The organism is Microbacterium sp. GXF7504, assembly GCF_054798235.1.
Map to the genome: position 1 here is coordinate 522,404 of NZ_JBSJZI010000003.1, position 16,140 is coordinate 538,543.

The window sequence follows — 16,140 nt, forward strand, 5'->3', positions numbered from 1 at the left end:
CCCGACCCGGCGGCTCCCGACATGCGCCGACACGCGCGGCGCCGCGGTCCTAGACTGGCGGGATGAGCGATCCCGACCCGAGCCCCCGCGGGTCGTTCTGGGACGCGCTGCGCACCCGGACGGTCTCCACCGACGTGACCGACGCCGTGCCCCGGCGGCTGCGGATCGCCACCGCTTACGCATGGCGGTTCCTCGTGATCGCGGGTGCCGCCGCGGTCGCGATCTGGCTCGTCATCCAGCTGAAGTTCCTCGTCATCCCGCTGCTGGTCGCGATCCTGCTCTCCGCGCTCCTCTGGCCCGCCTTCACCTGGATGCTGCGCCGCCGCGTGCCGCGCTGGCTCGCGATCGTGATCTCGGTGCTCGTGACGATCGCCGTGATCACCGGCCTCGTCTGGCTCGCGGTCTGGCAGATCGTGCGGCAGTGGGCGTCGGTGCGCGACAAGACCGTCGACGGCGTCGCACAGCTCCGGGACTGGCTCCTGGACGGCCCGCTCAACCTCACCGCCGCGCAGATCGACGACCTGCTCAGCCAGGCGGGCGACCTCCTGCAGGAGCAGGGCGAGCTCCTCGTCTCCGGGGCGCTCGCGATCGGCTCCACGGTGGGGCACGTCGCCACCGGGGCGCTGCTGACCCTCTTCATCCTGCTGTGCATCCTCGCCGACGGCGGCGGCATCTGGCGGTGGACCAAGCGCCTCTTCCCCGAGCGCGCCCGCGTCGCCGTCGACGGCGCCGCCCGCGCCGGCTGGGTCACGGTCGTGAACTACGCCCGCACGCAGCTGCTCGTCGCCACGATCGACGCGATCGGCATCGGGGTGGGCGCCTTCGCGTTGGGGGTGCCCCTCGCCATACCGGTCGGCGTGCTGGTGTTCCTCGGCGCGTTCGTGCCGTTCGTCGGCGCGGTGCTCACCGGCGCGCTCGCGGTGTTCCTCGCCCTGGTCTACAACGGGTTCTGGATCGCGTTCTGGATGCTGGTGGTGGTCCTCGCCGTCCAGCAGATCGAGGGGCACATCCTGCAGCCGCTGCTCATGGGCTCCGCCGTGAAGGTGCACCCGCTCGCGGTCGTGCTCGTCGTCGCCGGCGGCGCGCTCGTCGGGGGCATCCCCGGCGCCCTGTTCGCGGTGCCGCTCGCGGCGTTCGTGAACGTCGTCTTCGTCTACCTCTCCCGCCGCTCCTGGGAGACGGGCGTGCGCCCCATGCCGGGCGAACTCATCTGGAGCACAGTTCCCCGACAGAGGAGGAAACGGGCGTGACCCTGCCTACGCTGGCCGACTACGAGAATGCCGCCGCCGTCCTGGCGCCGCTCATCAGCCGCACCCCCATGAACGACTCCGAGTACCTGTCGGAGGTGCTCGGGGTGCCGGTGCAGCTCAAGGCGGAGAACCTGCAGCGCACCGGCTCGTTCAAGGTGCGCGGGGCCGCCTACCGGCTGTCCCGGCTGACGGCCGAGGAGCGGGCCCGCGGTGTCGTGGCCGCATCCGCCGGCAACCACGCGCAGGGCGTCGCGCTCGCGGCGAAGCGACTCGGCATCCCGGCGACGATCTTCATGCCGCTCGGGGTGCCCGTGCCGAAGCTCCTCGCGACCCGCGGGTACGGCGCCGAGGTGGTGCTGGAGGGCACCACCGTCGAGACGCCGCTGCGGCTGGCGGCCGAGTACGCCGAGCGCACCGGCGCGGTGCTCATCCCGCCGTACGACCACCCGGACATCATCGCCGGGCAGGGCACGGTCGGCCTCGAACTGTGGGACGACGTGCCCGACCTCGACACGGTCATCGTCGGCATCGGCGGCGGCGGGCTCATCGCCGGTGTCGCGGCAGCGGTGAAGGCGCGCGCGGCGGCCGAGGGGCGCACCGTGCGGGTCATCGGCGTGCAGGCGGAGAACTCCGCGCCCTACGTGCCCTCGCTGGCCGAGGGCCGCCCGGTGCAGATCGAGACCTCCCCGACGATCGCGGACGGCATCGCGGTGGCCCGCCCCGGCGACATCCCGTTCTCGATCATCAAGGACGTCGTCGACGAGGTCGTGACGGTCTCCGACGACGACATCGCCCGCGCGATCCTCGTGCTCCTGGAGCGCGCGAAGCTCGTGGTGGAGCCCGCCGGCGCCGTCGGCGTCGCCGCGATCCTCACCGGCAAGGTGAAGGCGACCGGCCCGACCGTGTCCATCCTCTCCGGCGGCAACATCGACCCGCTGCTGCTGCAGCGCGTCATCGCGCACGGTCTCGCCGCATCCAGCCGTTACATGACGTTGCAGATCCCGCTGCCCGACCGCCCGGGTCAGCTCGCGCGCGTCTCCGAGCTGCTCGCCGAGGTCGGCGCCAACGTCATCGAGGTGCTGCACACCCGCCACGGGCACGGCCTGCAGATCAGCGAGGTCATCCTGCAGCTGAGTGTCGAGACCCGCGGCGACGAGCACCGCGAGCAGGTCATGCAGGCGCTGCGGGATGCGGGCTTCGACCCCTCCATCGTCCCCGACTGACCACCGGCCCGCAGACGACGGACGCCGGGCACCCCGCAGGGCGCCCGGCGTCCGTCGTGACGGAGGTCACTGGCCGTTGTAGGTCTCGACCTTGATGATCTCGACCGGGATCTCCTTGCCGTTGGGCGCGGTGTAGGAGGTCTTCTCGCCCTCCTTCAGCCCGAGGATCGCCGCACCGAGCGGCGACTGCTCGCTGTAGACGTCGAGCTCGCTGCCCGCCGCGATCTCGCGGCTGCCGAGGAGGAAGACCTCCTCGCCGCCGGCGATGGTCGCCGTGATGACGGTGCCGGACTCGACGACGCCGCTGCTCTCGGGAGCCTCGCCCACCGTGGCGTTCTTCAGCAGGGCCTGGAGGGTGCGGATGCGCGCCTCCTGCTTGCCCTGCTCGTCCTTGGCGGCGTGGTAGCCGCCGTTCTCCTTGAGGTCGCCCTCTTCGCGGGCGGCCTCGATGCGCTTCGCGATCTCCTCGCGGCCGGTCGTGGACAGGTGCTCGAGCTCGGCCACGAGCCGGTCGTATGCGTCCTGAGTGAGGAAGGTCACCGGGGCCTCTGCAGACACGGTCGTCTCCTTCGTGGTGGCGGCCTCCCGGCCGCGAATGCCAAGACGCCCCGGCAGTGACCGGGGCGTCGATTCGTTCCGGATAGGTTACGGCACCCAGCAGGAGTTGACCAAACCGGTGGCGGCCGGGGACAGCACGGGGACCGTCTCGGTGAACGACCGGGTGTGCCGATCGGATGCCGGGTATTCCACGATCCGCCAGCCCACGATGCCGTGCTCCTCGTCCTGCGCCTCGATCGCGCAGGCGATGGGGCTGCCCGCCGGGGCGGAGACCTGGAAGCCGACGGTCACCGTGTGATCGTCGACGAGGTCGAAGGAGGTGGTGCTCGCGTCCGCGGTGCCCGAGCTGGCGGACAGGGCGAACCAGGCCGTGCCCGCGACGGCGATCGTGAGCGCGACGGCCGCGAACACGATCCAGAACCGCCGGCCGCGGTTCGTACGGCCGTAGCGGTCGTCGAGCATCTGCTGGGTTGTCATCGCACTCTCGCGTCGGGAATAGGCTGGACTTCCAGGCTAAGCGTTGGCGCGGCCCGGCGAGTTCGGAACGAGGACCCACACATGAATCTGCTGCTCCAGGCCTCGGCCTTCGTCCCCTCACCGGACGAGACGAGCCAGGTCGACCCGGACCTCGTCACCCCCGGCCCGTGGGGCTTCGCGATCATCGCGCTGCTCGCCGTCGTCGTGATCCTGCTCGTGGTCGACATGCTCCGCCGCATCCGTCGGGCCCGCTACCGGTCCGAGATCCGCGAGGAGCTGGATGCGGAGGAGGCCGCCGCCCGGCAGGGCGACGCCGCGGTGCGCGACAGCGACACCGACGACGAGGACACCGACCCCGCGCAGCGGTGAGGTCGCCGCGGCTCAGCCGTGGTAGGCGGGCTGCAGGCAGATCAGCAGGCTCGCGGCCCAGTGGCACAGGAACGCCAGCACGGTGCACACGTGGAAGATCTCGTGGAAGCCGAACACCCCCGGCCACGGGTTGGGCTTCTTCAGCGCGTAGACGACCGCGCCGCCGGAGTACAGCACGCCGCCGATGAGCACGAGCACCATCATCGTGGCGTTCGTGGCGAACAGGTCGCCGATGTACATGAGCGCCGCCCAGCCGAGCGCGAGGTAGAGCGCGACGTACAGCCAGCGCGGCGCGTTGATCCAGAACACCCGGAAGAGGATGCCGAGGATCGCCCCGCCCCACACCACCGACAGCAGGATGACGGCCTTGTCGGTGGGCAGCGCCAGCACCGCCATCGGCGTGTAGGTGCCGGCGATGAGCAGCATGATGTTCGCGTGGTCGATGCGCTTGAGGACGGCCTTCACGCGCGGCTTCCAGTCGAAGCGGTGGTAGAGCGCGGAGTTGCCGAACAGGAGCAGCGAGCTGACCATGAACACGGCTGCGGACCACTTCGCCGCGGTGCCGTGTGCGAGGCAGATGAGCACGATGCCGGCGGCGATGGCGACCGGGAACGTGCCCGCATGGATCCAGCCGCGCCAGGTGGGCCTGATCTCGGCCTCGTCCCGATGAGACGCGGCCTCCTCGACGAGGGGGAGGGACGGGACGTCGGGGGCGTCGGATTCCTGCGGGCGTCGACTCACGTGCCCAGGCTATGCCCGGACGTATGCCCGGCGGGGTACGTTGCGAGCCGGTCAGGGAGTGTGCAAGGAGTCGGAGTAGCGTAGAGGGGTGACGAGCAGCCGCGAGCAGGGGGAACGGGGACCGCTCTACCGCCTCTACAGCAAGCGGCTGCGCCGCCGCATCCCGCCGGAGGGCGTGCCGCAGCACGTCGCGATGATGATCGACGGCAACCGTCGCTGGGCCCGCCAGCTCGGGTACGCGACCGCGGCCGACGGGCACCGGGCCGGTGCCGCGAAGATGCGCGAGTTCCTCCGCTGGTGCGACGACCTGGGCGTGCGGGTGGTGTCGCTGTACCTGCTCTCGGTCGACAACCTCACCAAGCGCGACTCGCAGGAGCTCGCCGACCTCATCGAGATCATCGCGGAACTGGCCGCCGAGCTGTCGGTCGAGCGCGACTGGCGCGTGCAGGTCATGGGACGCACCTCGCTCCTGCCGCAGGGGCTCAAGGACTCCCTCGCCGAGGCCGAGCGCCGCACCGCCGGACGCCGCGGTATGCACGTGAACCTCGCGGTGGGCTACGGCGGCCGCGGCGAGATCGTCGACGCCGTGCGCAGCATCATCAAGCAGCACGACGAGCGGGGCGGCTCGCTCGAGGAGCTCGCGGCGAGCCTCACGCCGGAGCAGATCGGCGAGCACCTCTACACCGGCGGGCAGCCGGACCCCGACCTCGTCATCCGCACGTCGGGGGAGCAGCGGCTGAGCGACTTCCTGCTGTGGCAGTCGGCGCACAGCGAGTTCTACTTCGTGGAGGCGCTCGGCCCCGATCTGCGCGAGGTGGACTTCCTCCGCGCCATCCGCGACTACGCCGAGCGCGACCGCCGCTTCGGCCGCTGAGCCGCATCCGTCTCTCCACCCGGATCGACTTGCCCCGGATGCACGCCCAGCGCGCCCTTTGGCGTACATCTGAGGCAAGTCGAGCGGAGGGGGAGAGAGAGCGGCACAGTTCACGAACACGTAACGCGACACGCCCGAGTGCGCTCTGGTGCGCGGCGGATGCGGCGAAGTACGGTCATCCCATCGGGCAAGGCGCCCGATCGGGTCGGCCGACGGATGCGACTCGCAGCCCACGGTCGACGCGAGGAGCCCCGGGGTGTTCCCCGGAGTGGGAGCGGGTTGTGACCACACGAGCACCACAGCAGAGCCGGCAGGACCTCGTCCAGAGCGCAGATCAGGAAACTGACCTGCGCTCTTATGTTCTGGACACGTCGGTCCTCCTCAGCGATCCGAGCGCGTTCTTCCGCTTCAAGGAGCACTCGGTCGTGATCCCGGTCGTCGTCATCACCGAACTCGAGGCCAAACGGCACGACCCGGAGCTCGGCTACTTCGCGCGGCAGGCGCTGCGTCACCTCGACGCGCTGCGGGTCGAGCACGGACGACTCGACTACCCCGTGGTGGTGGGCGACGGCGGCACCCTCCGCGTCGAACTCACGAACACCGACCCGTCCGTCCTGCCCGCCGGGATGCGGCTGGGTGACAACGACACCCGCATCCTCGCGGTCGCGATGCACCTCATGCACGAGGGGCACCGCGTCACGATGGTCTCGAAGGACCTGCCGATGCGGGTGAAGGCCGCCTCCCTCGGCATCGACGCCGAGGAGTACCTCGCCGAGCAGGCCGCCGACTCCGGTTGGACCGGCATCGCCGACCTGCACCTGTCGGGCGATGACCTCAGCGACCTGTACGAGTCGGAGGTCGCCGTCGCCGACGACGTGAAGGGGCTCCCGGTGAACACGGGCCTCGTCATCCACTCCGAGCGCGGGTCCGCCCTCGGCCGCGTGACGGGGCCGGGGGAGTTCCGGCTCGTCCGCGGCGACCGCGAGGTGTTCGGGCTGCACGGGCGATCGGCCGAGCAGCGCATCGCGATCGACCTCCTCCTCGACCCCGAGGTCGGCATCGTCTCGCTCGGTGGGCGGGCCGGCACCGGCAAGTCCGCGCTGGCGCTCTGCGCGGGCCTGGAGGCCGTGCTGGAACGCCAGCAGCAGCGGAAGATCATCGTGTTCCGCCCGCTGTACGCGGTCGGCGGCCAGGAGCTCGGCTACCTCCCCGGCGACGCGGCGGAGAAGATGAACCCTTGGGGGCAAGCCGTGTTCGACACCCTCGGGTCGGTCGTGTCCGGCAACGTGCTGGAGGAGGTGCTCGCCAGGGGCCTGCTCGAGGTGCTGCCGCTCACGCACATCCGCGGCCGGTCGCTCCACGATGCGTTCGTGATCGTGGACGAGGCGCAGTCGCTCGAGCGCAACGTGCTACTCACGGTGCTGAGCCGCATCGGGCAGAACTCGCGGGTCGTGCTCACCCACGACGTCGCCCAGCGCGACAACCTGCGGGTCGGCCGGCACGACGGCATCGCCTCGGTGATCGAGACCCTGAAGGACCACGCGCTCTTCGGCCACGTGACGCTCCAGCGCTCCGAACGGTCGGCGATCGCAGCGCTCGTGACCGACCTCCTGGAGCAGGGCGAACTCGCCTGAGACCGCGTGCGGAGGGGGCGTGAGAGCATTCTCACGCCCCCTTCAAGCGCTTCTCACGCCGCCCCCGCAAGATGGAGGCACGGAACAGCAGTGTTCCCCTCCACCGCACGGTTCCCCCAGACCGGCGGGCGGAGAAACCCTACGGAGTCGTCGGTTCTTGATTCCCCCCGGTACCGGGACCGACAGCACGGGTTCGGGTCTCGTGGTGCTCCGATTCGGCCCCCGGCGTCCCCCAGCGCCGGGGGCCATTCTCGTTCCGGGGCGCGGCGGCGACCATGTCGGGATGCGGCGGGCGGCCGCATCCGCGGGCGTCACTCCCAGCGGTAGCCGGCGCCGCGCACCGTCGTGATGCGCTCGTGGCCGAACTTGGCGCGCAGATAGCGCACGTACACGTCGACGACGTTGGAGCCCGGGTCGAAGTCGAGGCCCCACACGCTCGAGAGCAGCTGCTCGCGGCTGAGCACCTGGCCCGGGTGGCGCAGGAACTGCTCGGCGAGGGCGAACTCGCGCGCGGACAGGTCGATGTCGCGGCCTGCGACCGTCGCGCGGCGGGCGAGCACGTCGAGCCGGACGTCGCTGTGGACGATGGCGATGGAGCCGGTGGCGACGTTCTCCCGCAGCCGCGAGCGGACGCGGGCGAGCAGCTCGTCGAACTTGAACGGCTTCGGCACGTAGTCGTTCGCGCCCGCGTTGAGGCCGTCGACCGTGTCGCGCGTGCTGCTGCGCGCTGTGAGCATGATCACCGGGAGGGTGGAACCCTGACCGCGCAGGTGGCGGAGCACCTCGAAGCCGTCCATCGTGGGGAGGCCGACGTCGAGCAGGAGCAGGTCGACGCCGCTCGACTGAGCGCGCTCGAGCGCCACCGCACCGTCCTCCACGACCTCCGTCGCGAAGCCGGCCGCTTCCAGGCCGCGCTTCACGAACGAGGAGATCCGGGGTTCGTCCTCAGCGATCAGGATCAGCGTCATGTGGTGGCCTCTCGTTGCAGCACGACGTCCCCGGCTCGCACGGGGCTCGGAATGAGGGTATCGGGCCGGTCGCCCACCGGCAGGTGGATCGTGAACGTGGCGCCGCCGCCCTCGGTGTCCGTCACCTCGCAGTTGCCCTTGTGCGCCACCGCGATCGCCTCGACGATCGCGAGCCCGAGCCCGGACCCGCCGACGGTGCGGTGCGCCTCGGCACGGTCGAACCGCCGGAAGATGCGGCGCCGGGAGGCTGCGGGGATGCCGGCCCCGTGGTCGCGCACCCAGAGGCGGGCCTCGTCACCGTCCAGGTCGCTGCCGATCTCGATCGGCGTGCCGACGGGGGTGTACTTCGCCGCGTTGTCGGCGAGCTGCAGCCACGCCTGGGTGAGCCGGTCGGCGTCGCCCATGATGACGCCGCGGGCGATGCGGGCGATCGAGAACGCATGGTCCGGCAGGGCCGACACGAGCTCGCCGACGCGTTCGGTGAGCAGTCCCACGTCGAGCGGCCGCATCGAGAACTGGTCGTCCTGCGCCGACGAGAGCAGGTCGATGTCCTCGACCAGCCGGGTGAGGCGGTCGAGCTCGGTGATGCCGATGTCGCGGGTCGTGACGACGTCCATCGGGTCGTCGACGTCCATCATCTCGAGGTGACCGCGGACGATCGTGATCGGGGTCTTCAGCTCATGGCGGATGTCGTCGAGCAGCTGCCGCTGGCTGTCCACCGCCGATTCGAGCCGCTCCAGCATGAGGTTCATGGTGCGGGAGAGCTCGCCGAACTCGCTGTCGCCGTTCTCGGGCACGCGGGTGCGCAGGTCGTCGATCGTGACCGAGTCGGCCGCGTCGCGCAGCCGGCGGAGCGGGGACAGGAGTCGGCCGGTGACGAACCAGCTGGCCGCGCCGAGCGCGCCGAGCACGAGCACGCCGGTGAGCGCGTACGTGAGGACGGCGCCGTGGAGGGGCACGAGTTCCGCATCCAGCCCGACGATGCGGAGGTAGACGCCCTCGCTCGGGTCGACGCCCACGCCCGCCGGGGCGGCGATGAACCGGACATCGCCCTGCGCGGTCGGCGCCGTCCCGAGCGCCAGCCCGCTGGCCTCCCGGACGGCGTCCACCGCCGCCGCGATGAGCGCAGGGTCGTTGACCGCCTCGAACTCGACCCCGGCGTCGGGGAGCGCCCCGACCTCGCCGTCCACGACGCCGACGACCGCCTCGTTCTCCAGCGGGAGGAACCCGCTCACCTCACGCTGGAGATGTGAGCGGGTGTCCTCCCCGGGCTCGGCGGCGGGCAGCGACTCGACCTTGCTCATCAGGCGCGCGTCGATCCCCGCGAGCGTGGTCGCGTACTGGAACGCGAAGCTGATCCCGCCCGCGATGATGAGCCCGGCGCACGCCACGATGAGGATGACCCCCAACGTCTTCGCGCGCGCCGAGAGCATTCTCGGCGTCTGCCTCACGCTCCGATTATGGCGCGTGCGACCGCCCGCGGCACCCCGGTCATCCGGCGTGCGTCATGGAGAGCAGGTCGAGCTTCGCGTCCAGCTGCTCCAGGGTGATCTCGCCGCGCTCGACGTAGCCGAGGTCGATGACCGCCTCGCGCACCGTGATGCCCTTGGCGACCGAGTGCTTGGCGATCTTCGCGGCTGCCTCGTAGCCGATCACCTTGTTGAGCGGGGTGACGATCGAGGGCGACATGCCGGCGAACGCGGCGGCGCGGTCGAGGTTGGCCTCGAGGCCGTCGATGGTCTTGTCCGCGAGCACGCGCATGGCGTTCGAGAGCAGGCGGATGGACTCGAGCAGCGCCGTGCCCATGACCGGGATGGCGACGTTCAGTTCGAACGAGCCGGACGCGCCGGCCCAGGCGACGGTCGCGTCGTTGCCGATCACGCGGGCGCACACCATGAGGGTCGCCTCGGGGACGACCGGGTTGACCTTGCCCGGCATGATCGAGGAACCCGGCTGCAGGTCGGGGATGTGCAGCTCTCCGAGGCCGGTGTTCGGGCCGGACCCCATCCAGCGCAGGTCGTTGTTGATCTTCGTCAGCGAGACCGCGATGGTGCGCAGGGCCCCGGAGGTCTCGACGAGGCCGTCGCGGTTCGCCTGCGCCTCGAAGTGGTCCTTGGCCTCGGTGATGGGCAGCTCGGTCTCGGCCGCGAGCAGCTCGATGACCTTCTGCGGGAAGCCGAGCGGGGTGTTGATGCCGGTGCCGACGGCCGTGCCGCCCAGCGGCACCTCGGCGACGTGGGGGATGACGGCCTGCACGCGCTCGATGCCGAGGCGGATCTGACGGGCGTAGCCGCCGAACTCCTGGCCCAGGGTGACGGGGGTCGCGTCCATGAGGTGGGTGCGGCCGGACTTCACCGCGTCCTTCCACAGCTCGGCCTTCGCCTCGAGGGCGACGGCGAGGTGGTCGAGCGCGGGGATGAGGTCGTCGATGAGCGCCTGGGTGACGGCGATGTGCACCGAGGTCGGGAACACGTCGTTCGACGACTGCGAGGCGTTCACGTGGTCGTTCGGGTGCACGGCCGAGCCGAGCTTGCGGGTCGCGAGGTTCGCGAGCACCTCGTTCATGTTCATGTTCGAGGAGGTGCCGGAGCCGGTCTGGTAGGTGTCGACCGGGAAGTGCTCGTCGTGCACGCCGGTGACGACCTCGTCGGCGGCGGCGGCGATCGCGTCGGCGACCGCGCCGTCGAGCACGCCGAGCTCCTTGTTGGCGAGCGCGGCGGCCTTCTTGATGCGGGCGAGCGCAGCGATCTGGGTCGACTCGAGACCCTTGCCCGAGATCGGGAAGTTTTCGACGGCACGCTGGGTCTGTGCGCTGTACAGCGCGGATGCGGGGACCCGCACCTCGCCCATCGTGTCGTGCTCGATGCGGTACTCGATCTCAGCCACGTCGTGTCTCCTCTGACGTTCGTTCGGTGTGGTGGAGGGGAGGGGGTCTCAGGATGCCGTGATGCCCAGGGTCACGTCGGGGACGACGGTGCCCTCGGCCAGCCTGTAGTTCACGGCGACGATGCCGAGCGAGCCGTCGGCGACGGCCTGGCTGATCAGCTCGGACGAGTGCAGCAGCTCCTTGACGGTGTCCCGCAGGTGCTCGCGGCCGACGTGCTCGGGGTCGATGTGGCCGGCGGCACTGTGGTCCTCGGCCTGCACGCGGCGCACCGCGGGGACGATGGGTGCGACCTGGCGCCACACGTGCGGGGGGAGGGGCGCCGCATCCGGTGCCGTGCTCTCGATCGCGGCGGCGACGGCACCGCAGGCGTCGTGGCCGAGCACGACGATGAGCGCGACGTCGAGCGCCGCGACCGCGTACTCGAGGCTGCCGACGACCGAGTCGGAGATGACCTGGCCGGCGTTCCGGACGACGAACAGGTCGCCGAGGCCCTCGTCGAAGATGATCTCGGCCGCGAGGCGCGAGTCCGCGCAACCGAACAGCGCCGCACGGGGCTTCTGGGCGGCGGCGATCTCGTGTCGGCGGTCGGCGTCCTGCCGGGGGTGTCGCGGGTCGCCCGCGACGAAGCGGGCGTTGCCCTCCAGCATCCCCTGCCACACCTCGGTGGGCGTGAGGCGGCGTTCGGTCACTTGGTCTCCTCCCGGAGGGTGCGCACCTGGTCGGCGACGGCGGCCGCCGCGACGGCGGTGGTGTCGGCGTCGGCGGTGCCGTAGAGCAGCACCCGGTCGGTGCCTGCATCGGTGGCCAGCGCGTAGCTGATGTTGCCCGCGCGGTCGGGGTCGTCGATCTCGTACTCGTCCCACACGATGCCGTCGACCGTGACGGTGCCGGTGGGGGTCGCCCCGCCGAGGGTGCGGGAGACCCAGGCGGCGTCCGGCTCGATCGCCTGCGCGACGCGGATGAAGCTGAGGTCGTCGGGCACGTACACGACGGTCCAGGCCTGCACGTTGTCGCCCTCCATGCGTGCGGAGTTCACGCGCCAGTCCTCGGGCACATCGGGGGCGAGGACCGTGCGGTCGTACACCTCGGACAGTTTCGCGGCCTCATCGGCCACGTCGACGCCCTCACCGTCGGTGACGGTGCCCCGGGGGACGCCGAGCACGACGATCAGCACGACCGCGAGGGTGACCAGCAGCGCCGCAATGAGGTGGCGGAAGGTCTGGCTGGAGCGGTAGCGCTGCGACGACTCGGCCTTGCGCGCCGCGGTCTCCTCCGGCGTCTCCGGGCGGCCGAGCTCGGCGACGATGCGGGGGCCGCGCGGGCTCACGAGGCGTCCTCCGCCGAGGGGCGGGCGGCGTCGAGCCGCTGCTTCGCGCCGAGGATCCACTGCTCGCACCGGGCCGCGAGGGCCTCGCCCCGTTCCCACAGCGCGAGCGAGTGCTCGAGGGTCGGGGCGCCCTGCTCGAGCTCCGCGACCACGCGCACGAGTTCGTCGCGGGCCTGCTCGAAGGAGAGTGCTGCGACGTCGGCTTCGCGTTCGGCGGGCACGGACATGACCTCCATCCTAGATCGCCCCCGGCGACGCGCCGTCCGCCTCGGCGACCTCGCCGTGCGAGCGCGCGGCGATCGACCCGCGGTCGAGGGTGACCGTCAGTTCGGTGCCCGCCGGCGCCTGCGACGCCTCGCGGAGGATGACCCCGTCGGACAGGTGCGCGATGGCGTAGCCGCGGGCGAGGGTCGCGGCGGGGGAGAGGGCGCGGAGCGACGCGCGCAGCTCGCGCGTGCGCAGCGACCCTTCCGCGAGGGCGCGGTCGAGCGTGTCGCGGCCACGGCCGACGAGCAGCTCGATCTCGTGCGCGCGGCGTTCCACGAGCTCCTCCGGGCGGTGCAGCACGGGGCGGCTGCGCAACTGCTCGAGCTGGGCGATGTCGTGCGAGATGCGCATGCTGAGCCGGGTGGTGAGCCGGGCCCGCAGCTGCGCGATGAGTGCGCGCTGTTCGGCGACGTCCGGCACGACGCGCTTCGCCGCATCCGTCGGGGTGGATGCCCGGAGATCGGCGACGTCGTCGAGCAGCGGGTGGTCGTTCTCATGCCCGATGGCGCTCACGACCGGGGTGGATGCGGCGGCGACCGCCCGCACGAGGCGTTCGTCGCTGAAGGGGAGCAGGTGCTGTGGGTCGCCGCCGCCCCGGGCGATGATGATGACGTCGACCTCCGGGTCGAGGTCGAGCACCTTCAGCGCGCCGAGCGTCTCGGGGACGCACCGGTCGCCCTGCACGGCCGCGTACACGGTGCGGAAGCGGACACCGGGCCAGCGGAGTTCGGCGTTGCGGTGCACGTCGCGCTCGGCGTCGGAGCGCTCGCCGGTGATGAGCCCGATCGCGTGGGGGAGGAACGGCAGCGGTCGCTTGCGCGATGCGTCGAACAGCCCTTCGCGGCGCAACTGCGCGCGCAGGCGCTCGAGCCGCTCGAGCTGGTCGCCGAGCCCCACGTGACGCATCGCCGACACGACGACCGAGAAGTCGCCGGTCTTCACGAAGTAGTCGGCCTTCACGCACGCGACGACGTGGTCGCCGACCTTCATGTCCCCGGCGAGCCGCTGCCGCGTGCTGCTCCAGAGGCGGAACGACACGCTGGTATCGGTGCCGAGGTCCTTGAGACGCCCGAACACGTTGCCGCCGCGCACGTTCCACGAGGTGATCTCGCCCTCGACCCACACCGAGCCCCAGTTGGACACGAACGCCCGGATGGTGTCGTTGAAGCGGCCGACCGAGGTCGGGGCGTCGGCGGTGGAGTCCCGCGGATGCACGGCGTCGCCGGTCGCGACACCGTCGTCCGGTGCGAAGTTCGCCACCCTACCCCCTCGCCGGTGCTCGGCCCCCGCTCAGGGCGTCGCCCGTAGAATCGTGGGGTGAGCACCCCTGCCGTCCACTTGCCCGTTCCGCGGGTCCCTGCCCGCCGCGGACGCCTTCAGGATATCCCCGTCGCCGGGACCAAGCGGGTGCTGCTGGCGGCGCCCCGCGGCTACTGCGCCGGCGTCGACCGCGCCGTCGTCGCGGTCGAGAAGGCGCTCGAGCGGTTCGGTGCCCCGGTGTACGTGCGCAAGCAGATCGTGCACAACATCCACGTCGTCACCGAGCTCGAGGCGAAGGGCGCGATCTTCGTCGACGAGGTGGACGAGGTGCCCGAGGGTGCCCACGTCGTCTTCAGCGCGCACGGGGTGTCGCCGGCGGTCGTCAACGCCGCATCCGACCGCGGGCTGCAGGCGATCGACGCGACCTGCCCGCTCGTGACGAAGGTGCACCGCGAGGCCGTGCGCTTCGCCCGCGACGACTTCGAGATCCTGCTCATCGGCCACCTCGGCCACGAGGAGGTCGAGGGCACCGCCGGTGAGGCGCCCGAGCACGTCACGATCGTGAACTCGCCCGACGAGGCCGACACGGTCGAGGTGCGCGACCCGTCGCGCGTCGTGTGGCTGTCGCAGACCACCCTTTCCGTCGACGAGACCATGGAGACCGTGCGTCGCCTGCGGGCCCGGTTCCCCGAGCTCCAGGACCCCCCCTCCGACGACATCTGCTACGCCACGCAGAACCGCCAGGTCGCGATCAAGAAGGTCGCGACCGGTGCCGACCTCGTGATCGTCGTCGGCTCCGCGAACTCCTCGAACAGCGTCCGTCTCGTCGAGGTCGCGCTGGAGCACGGCGCGAAGGCCGCGTACCGCGTGGACTACGCCGACGAGGTCCGGCAGGAGTGGCTGGAGGGCGTCGAGACCGTCGGCGTCACCAGCGGCGCGTCCGTGCCGGAGGTGCTCGTGCAGGAGGTGCTCGAATCGCTCGCCGACGCCGGCTACCGCGATGTCGAGGAGGTGCGCACCGCGGAGGAGGACCTCATGTTCTCGCTCCCCAAGGAGCTCCGCCAGGACCAGTCGGGTCGCCGCGACGAGCGCGCCCTCGGCGGTCGGAGCCGCGCGTGAGCTACGCACCCGAGATCGGCCCCGACGGCCGGCCCCGACCGAAGTACGGCGAGTACGCGACGCCGGAGGAGCAGCGCGCCCGCATCAAGGAGCCCGCCGTGAGCGAGGCGCTTTCCGCCGGCGTCACCCCGGCCGAGGTCGCCGCCGTGCCGCCCGCGCCCGTCGCCCCGGCGGCCGGTGCGCAGTCGGTGGCCGCCGCATCCGCCCGCCGCGGGTCGGTGCTCGACCGCGTCATCACGATCGCGCTGCTCGCCTACGGGCTGTTCACCGTGCTCACCACGATCCCCGCGGTCGCCGACTACGCCGCCTTCGCAGACACGCTGCTCGCGACGATGGGCGCGGAGGCGACGCTCAGCGATCCCGGCGCCGCGCGCGGCTGGGTGCTCGCCTCGAACCTGATCCTCGGCGTCGGCTGGGTCGCCACCGCGGCGCTGTCGTGGCTGAACCTCCGCGCCGGCCGCGTCTCGTTCTGGATCCCGCTGACCGCCGGCATCGTCTTCACGATGATCTCGTCGGTGCTGCTCATCATGCCGCTCATGACCGACCCGGCGGTGTGGAGCGCGATCCAGTCCGTCGCCGTCCGGACCCCCTGATGCCCGGCACCGTCCTCGCCGTCTGCGCGGTGCACGAGCTGCGCCGCGACACCGGCTGGGTCGGGGTGACGGGCATCGACAAGCGGCCGGTGGGAAAGCCCGTCCGCGTCGGGAGGTACGGGGTGTACGCCGACGTGCAGTGCGACCGCAAGCACCACGGCGGGCTCGACCGGGCCATCTACGCCTACGCCGACGAGGACGCCGCGTACTGGGAGGAGCAGCTCGGCCGCGAGCTGCCGCACGGCTGGTTCGGCGAGAACCTCCGCACGTCCGGGATCGCCGTGAACGACGCCGTGATCGGGGAGCGCTGGGCGGTCGGCGACCGGCTCATCCTCGAGGTCACCGAGCCGCGCACCGCCTGCGGCACGTTCGCCCGGTGGGTGGGCGGCGCCGAGACCCGCGGCTGGGTGAGGCGGTTCACGCAGGCGCAGCGTCCGGGCCCGTACCTGCGGGTCGTGCGCGCCGGGGTGGTCGCCGCCGGCGACCCGATCGAAGTGCTGTCGCGCCCCGAGGGCGCCCCGACCGTCCGCGAGGTGTTCGCGGGCTGAGGCCGCCGCATCCGTCTTCCGGTGTTCAGAACTCAGGACATTCCG

The 16,140-nt window shown here is 71.6% G+C and carries 18 protein-coding genes; 8 read left to right on the plus strand and 10 right to left on the minus strand.

All coding sequences use genetic code 11. The annotated features are described in order from the left end of the window. Positions 1-62: 62 nt before the first annotated feature. Together ACWAUO_RS09835 and ilvA are read left to right on the plus strand one after the other, a co-directional pair. Positions 63-1,250: an AI-2E family transporter gene (locus ACWAUO_RS09835; RefSeq protein ID WP_460775043.1), complete on the plus strand. Its 1,188-nt coding sequence runs from the start codon at positions 63-65 to the stop codon at positions 1,248-1,250. Beyond that, positions 1,247-2,473: a threonine ammonia-lyase gene (gene ilvA, locus ACWAUO_RS09840; protein ID WP_460775044.1), complete on the plus strand. Its 1,227-nt coding sequence runs from the start codon at positions 1,247-1,249 to the stop codon at positions 2,471-2,473. The genes ACWAUO_RS09835 and ilvA overlap by 4 nt, the downstream gene beginning before the upstream one ends. A gap of 66 nt (positions 2,474-2,539) precedes the next feature. Here ilvA and greA read toward each other — a convergent pair whose 3' ends face one another. Together greA and ACWAUO_RS09850 are read right to left on the minus strand one after the other, a co-directional pair. Then, a complete protein-coding gene (gene greA / locus ACWAUO_RS09845; RefSeq protein WP_460775045.1) occupies positions 2,540-3,031 on the minus strand; it encodes a transcription elongation factor GreA in 492 nt (163 codons plus the stop codon). 87 nt (positions 3,032-3,118) lie between these two features. Further along, positions 3,119-3,508, minus strand: a complete 390-nt coding sequence (locus ACWAUO_RS09850; protein WP_460775047.1) for a DUF4307 domain-containing protein — start codon at positions 3,506-3,508, stop codon at positions 3,119-3,121. 81 nt (positions 3,509-3,589) lie between these two features. Here ACWAUO_RS09850 and ACWAUO_RS09855 point away from each other — a divergent pair, with 81 nt between their 5' ends. After that, positions 3,590-3,877 carry a hypothetical protein gene (locus tag ACWAUO_RS09855; protein ID WP_460775048.1) on the plus strand — a complete coding sequence of 96 codons (288 nt, stop codon included), beginning with the start codon at positions 3,590-3,592 and terminating at the stop codon, positions 3,875-3,877. Between the two features lie 12 nt (positions 3,878-3,889). On the opposite strand, the gene trhA is transcribed toward ACWAUO_RS09855, so the two are convergent. Further along, positions 3,890-4,618, minus strand: coding sequence for a PAQR family membrane homeostasis protein TrhA (gene trhA, locus ACWAUO_RS09860; protein ID WP_460775049.1), 729 nt, complete (start codon positions 4,616-4,618; stop codon positions 3,890-3,892). A gap of 88 nt (positions 4,619-4,706) precedes the next feature. On the opposite strand from trhA, the gene ACWAUO_RS09865 reads away from it, so the two are divergent. Both ACWAUO_RS09865 and ACWAUO_RS09870 read left to right on the plus strand, forming a co-directional pair. Continuing rightward, positions 4,707-5,492 (plus strand): isoprenyl transferase, encoded by a 786-nt coding sequence (locus ACWAUO_RS09865; RefSeq protein ID WP_460775051.1) that lies wholly within the window; start codon positions 4,707-4,709, stop codon positions 5,490-5,492. A gap of 281 nt (positions 5,493-5,773) precedes the next feature. Further along, positions 5,774-7,126 carry a PhoH family protein gene (locus ACWAUO_RS09870; RefSeq protein ID WP_460775052.1) on the plus strand — a complete coding sequence of 451 codons (1,353 nt, stop codon included), beginning with the start codon at positions 5,774-5,776 and terminating at the stop codon, positions 7,124-7,126. A gap of 311 nt (positions 7,127-7,437) precedes the next feature. Here the strand turns inward: ACWAUO_RS09870 and ACWAUO_RS09875 are convergent, their stop codons facing one another. From ACWAUO_RS09875 to xseA, 7 genes are read right to left on the minus strand one after another with little or no spacing between them, the layout of a single operon-like run. Further along, positions 7,438-8,094 carry a response regulator transcription factor gene (locus ACWAUO_RS09875; RefSeq protein ID WP_460775054.1) on the minus strand — a complete coding sequence of 219 codons (657 nt, stop codon included), beginning with the start codon at positions 8,092-8,094 and terminating at the stop codon, positions 7,438-7,440. Then, positions 8,091-9,545 (minus strand): sensor histidine kinase, encoded by a 1,455-nt coding sequence (locus tag ACWAUO_RS09880; protein WP_460775056.1) that lies wholly within the window; start codon positions 9,543-9,545, stop codon positions 8,091-8,093. Before ACWAUO_RS09880 ends, ACWAUO_RS09875 begins: the two co-directional genes overlap by 4 nt. Before the next feature lie 40 nt (positions 9,546-9,585). Then, positions 9,586-10,980: a class II fumarate hydratase gene (locus tag ACWAUO_RS09885; RefSeq protein ID WP_460775057.1), complete on the minus strand. Its 1,395-nt coding sequence runs from the start codon at positions 10,978-10,980 to the stop codon at positions 9,586-9,588. Positions 10,981-11,028: 48 nt separating this feature from the next. Then, positions 11,029-11,628, minus strand: a complete 600-nt coding sequence (locus tag ACWAUO_RS09890; protein ID WP_460775263.1) for a carbonic anhydrase — start codon at positions 11,626-11,628, stop codon at positions 11,029-11,031. Positions 11,629-11,666: 38 nt separating this feature from the next. Beyond that, entirely contained in the window at positions 11,667-12,308 is a 642-nt protein-coding gene (locus ACWAUO_RS09895; protein ID WP_460775058.1) for a DUF4245 domain-containing protein, read from the minus strand. Continuing rightward, the gene (locus ACWAUO_RS09900; RefSeq protein ID WP_460775060.1) at positions 12,305-12,535 is read right to left on the minus strand and encodes an exodeoxyribonuclease VII small subunit; all 231 of its coding nucleotides are present in this window, start codon (positions 12,533-12,535) and stop codon (positions 12,305-12,307) included. Before ACWAUO_RS09900 ends, ACWAUO_RS09895 begins: the two co-directional genes overlap by 4 nt. Positions 12,536-12,545: 10 nt before the next feature. After that, positions 12,546-13,835, minus strand: coding sequence for an exodeoxyribonuclease VII large subunit (gene xseA / locus ACWAUO_RS09905; protein ID WP_460775061.1), 1,290 nt, complete (start codon positions 13,833-13,835; stop codon positions 12,546-12,548). 78 nt (positions 13,836-13,913) lie between these two features. On the opposite strand from xseA, the gene ACWAUO_RS09910 reads away from it, so the two are divergent. Genes ACWAUO_RS09910 through ACWAUO_RS09920 form a run of 3 tightly spaced genes read left to right on the plus strand, consistent with a single transcriptional unit; the run spans position 13,914 to position 16,095 of the window. After that, positions 13,914-14,954 (plus strand): 4-hydroxy-3-methylbut-2-enyl diphosphate reductase, encoded by a 1,041-nt coding sequence (locus ACWAUO_RS09910; RefSeq protein WP_460775265.1) that lies wholly within the window; start codon positions 13,914-13,916, stop codon positions 14,952-14,954. Then, entirely contained in the window at positions 14,951-15,547 is a 597-nt protein-coding gene (locus tag ACWAUO_RS09915) for a DUF6264 family protein (protein ID WP_460775062.1), read from the plus strand. The genes ACWAUO_RS09910 and ACWAUO_RS09915 overlap by 4 nt, the downstream gene beginning before the upstream one ends. Beyond that, complete coding sequence (locus tag ACWAUO_RS09920; RefSeq protein ID WP_460775064.1) at positions 15,547-16,095, plus strand: MOSC domain-containing protein; 549 nt, start codon at positions 15,547-15,549, stop codon at positions 16,093-16,095. The genes ACWAUO_RS09915 and ACWAUO_RS09920 overlap by 1 nt, the downstream gene beginning before the upstream one ends. Positions 16,096-16,140: the final 45 nt, after the last annotated feature.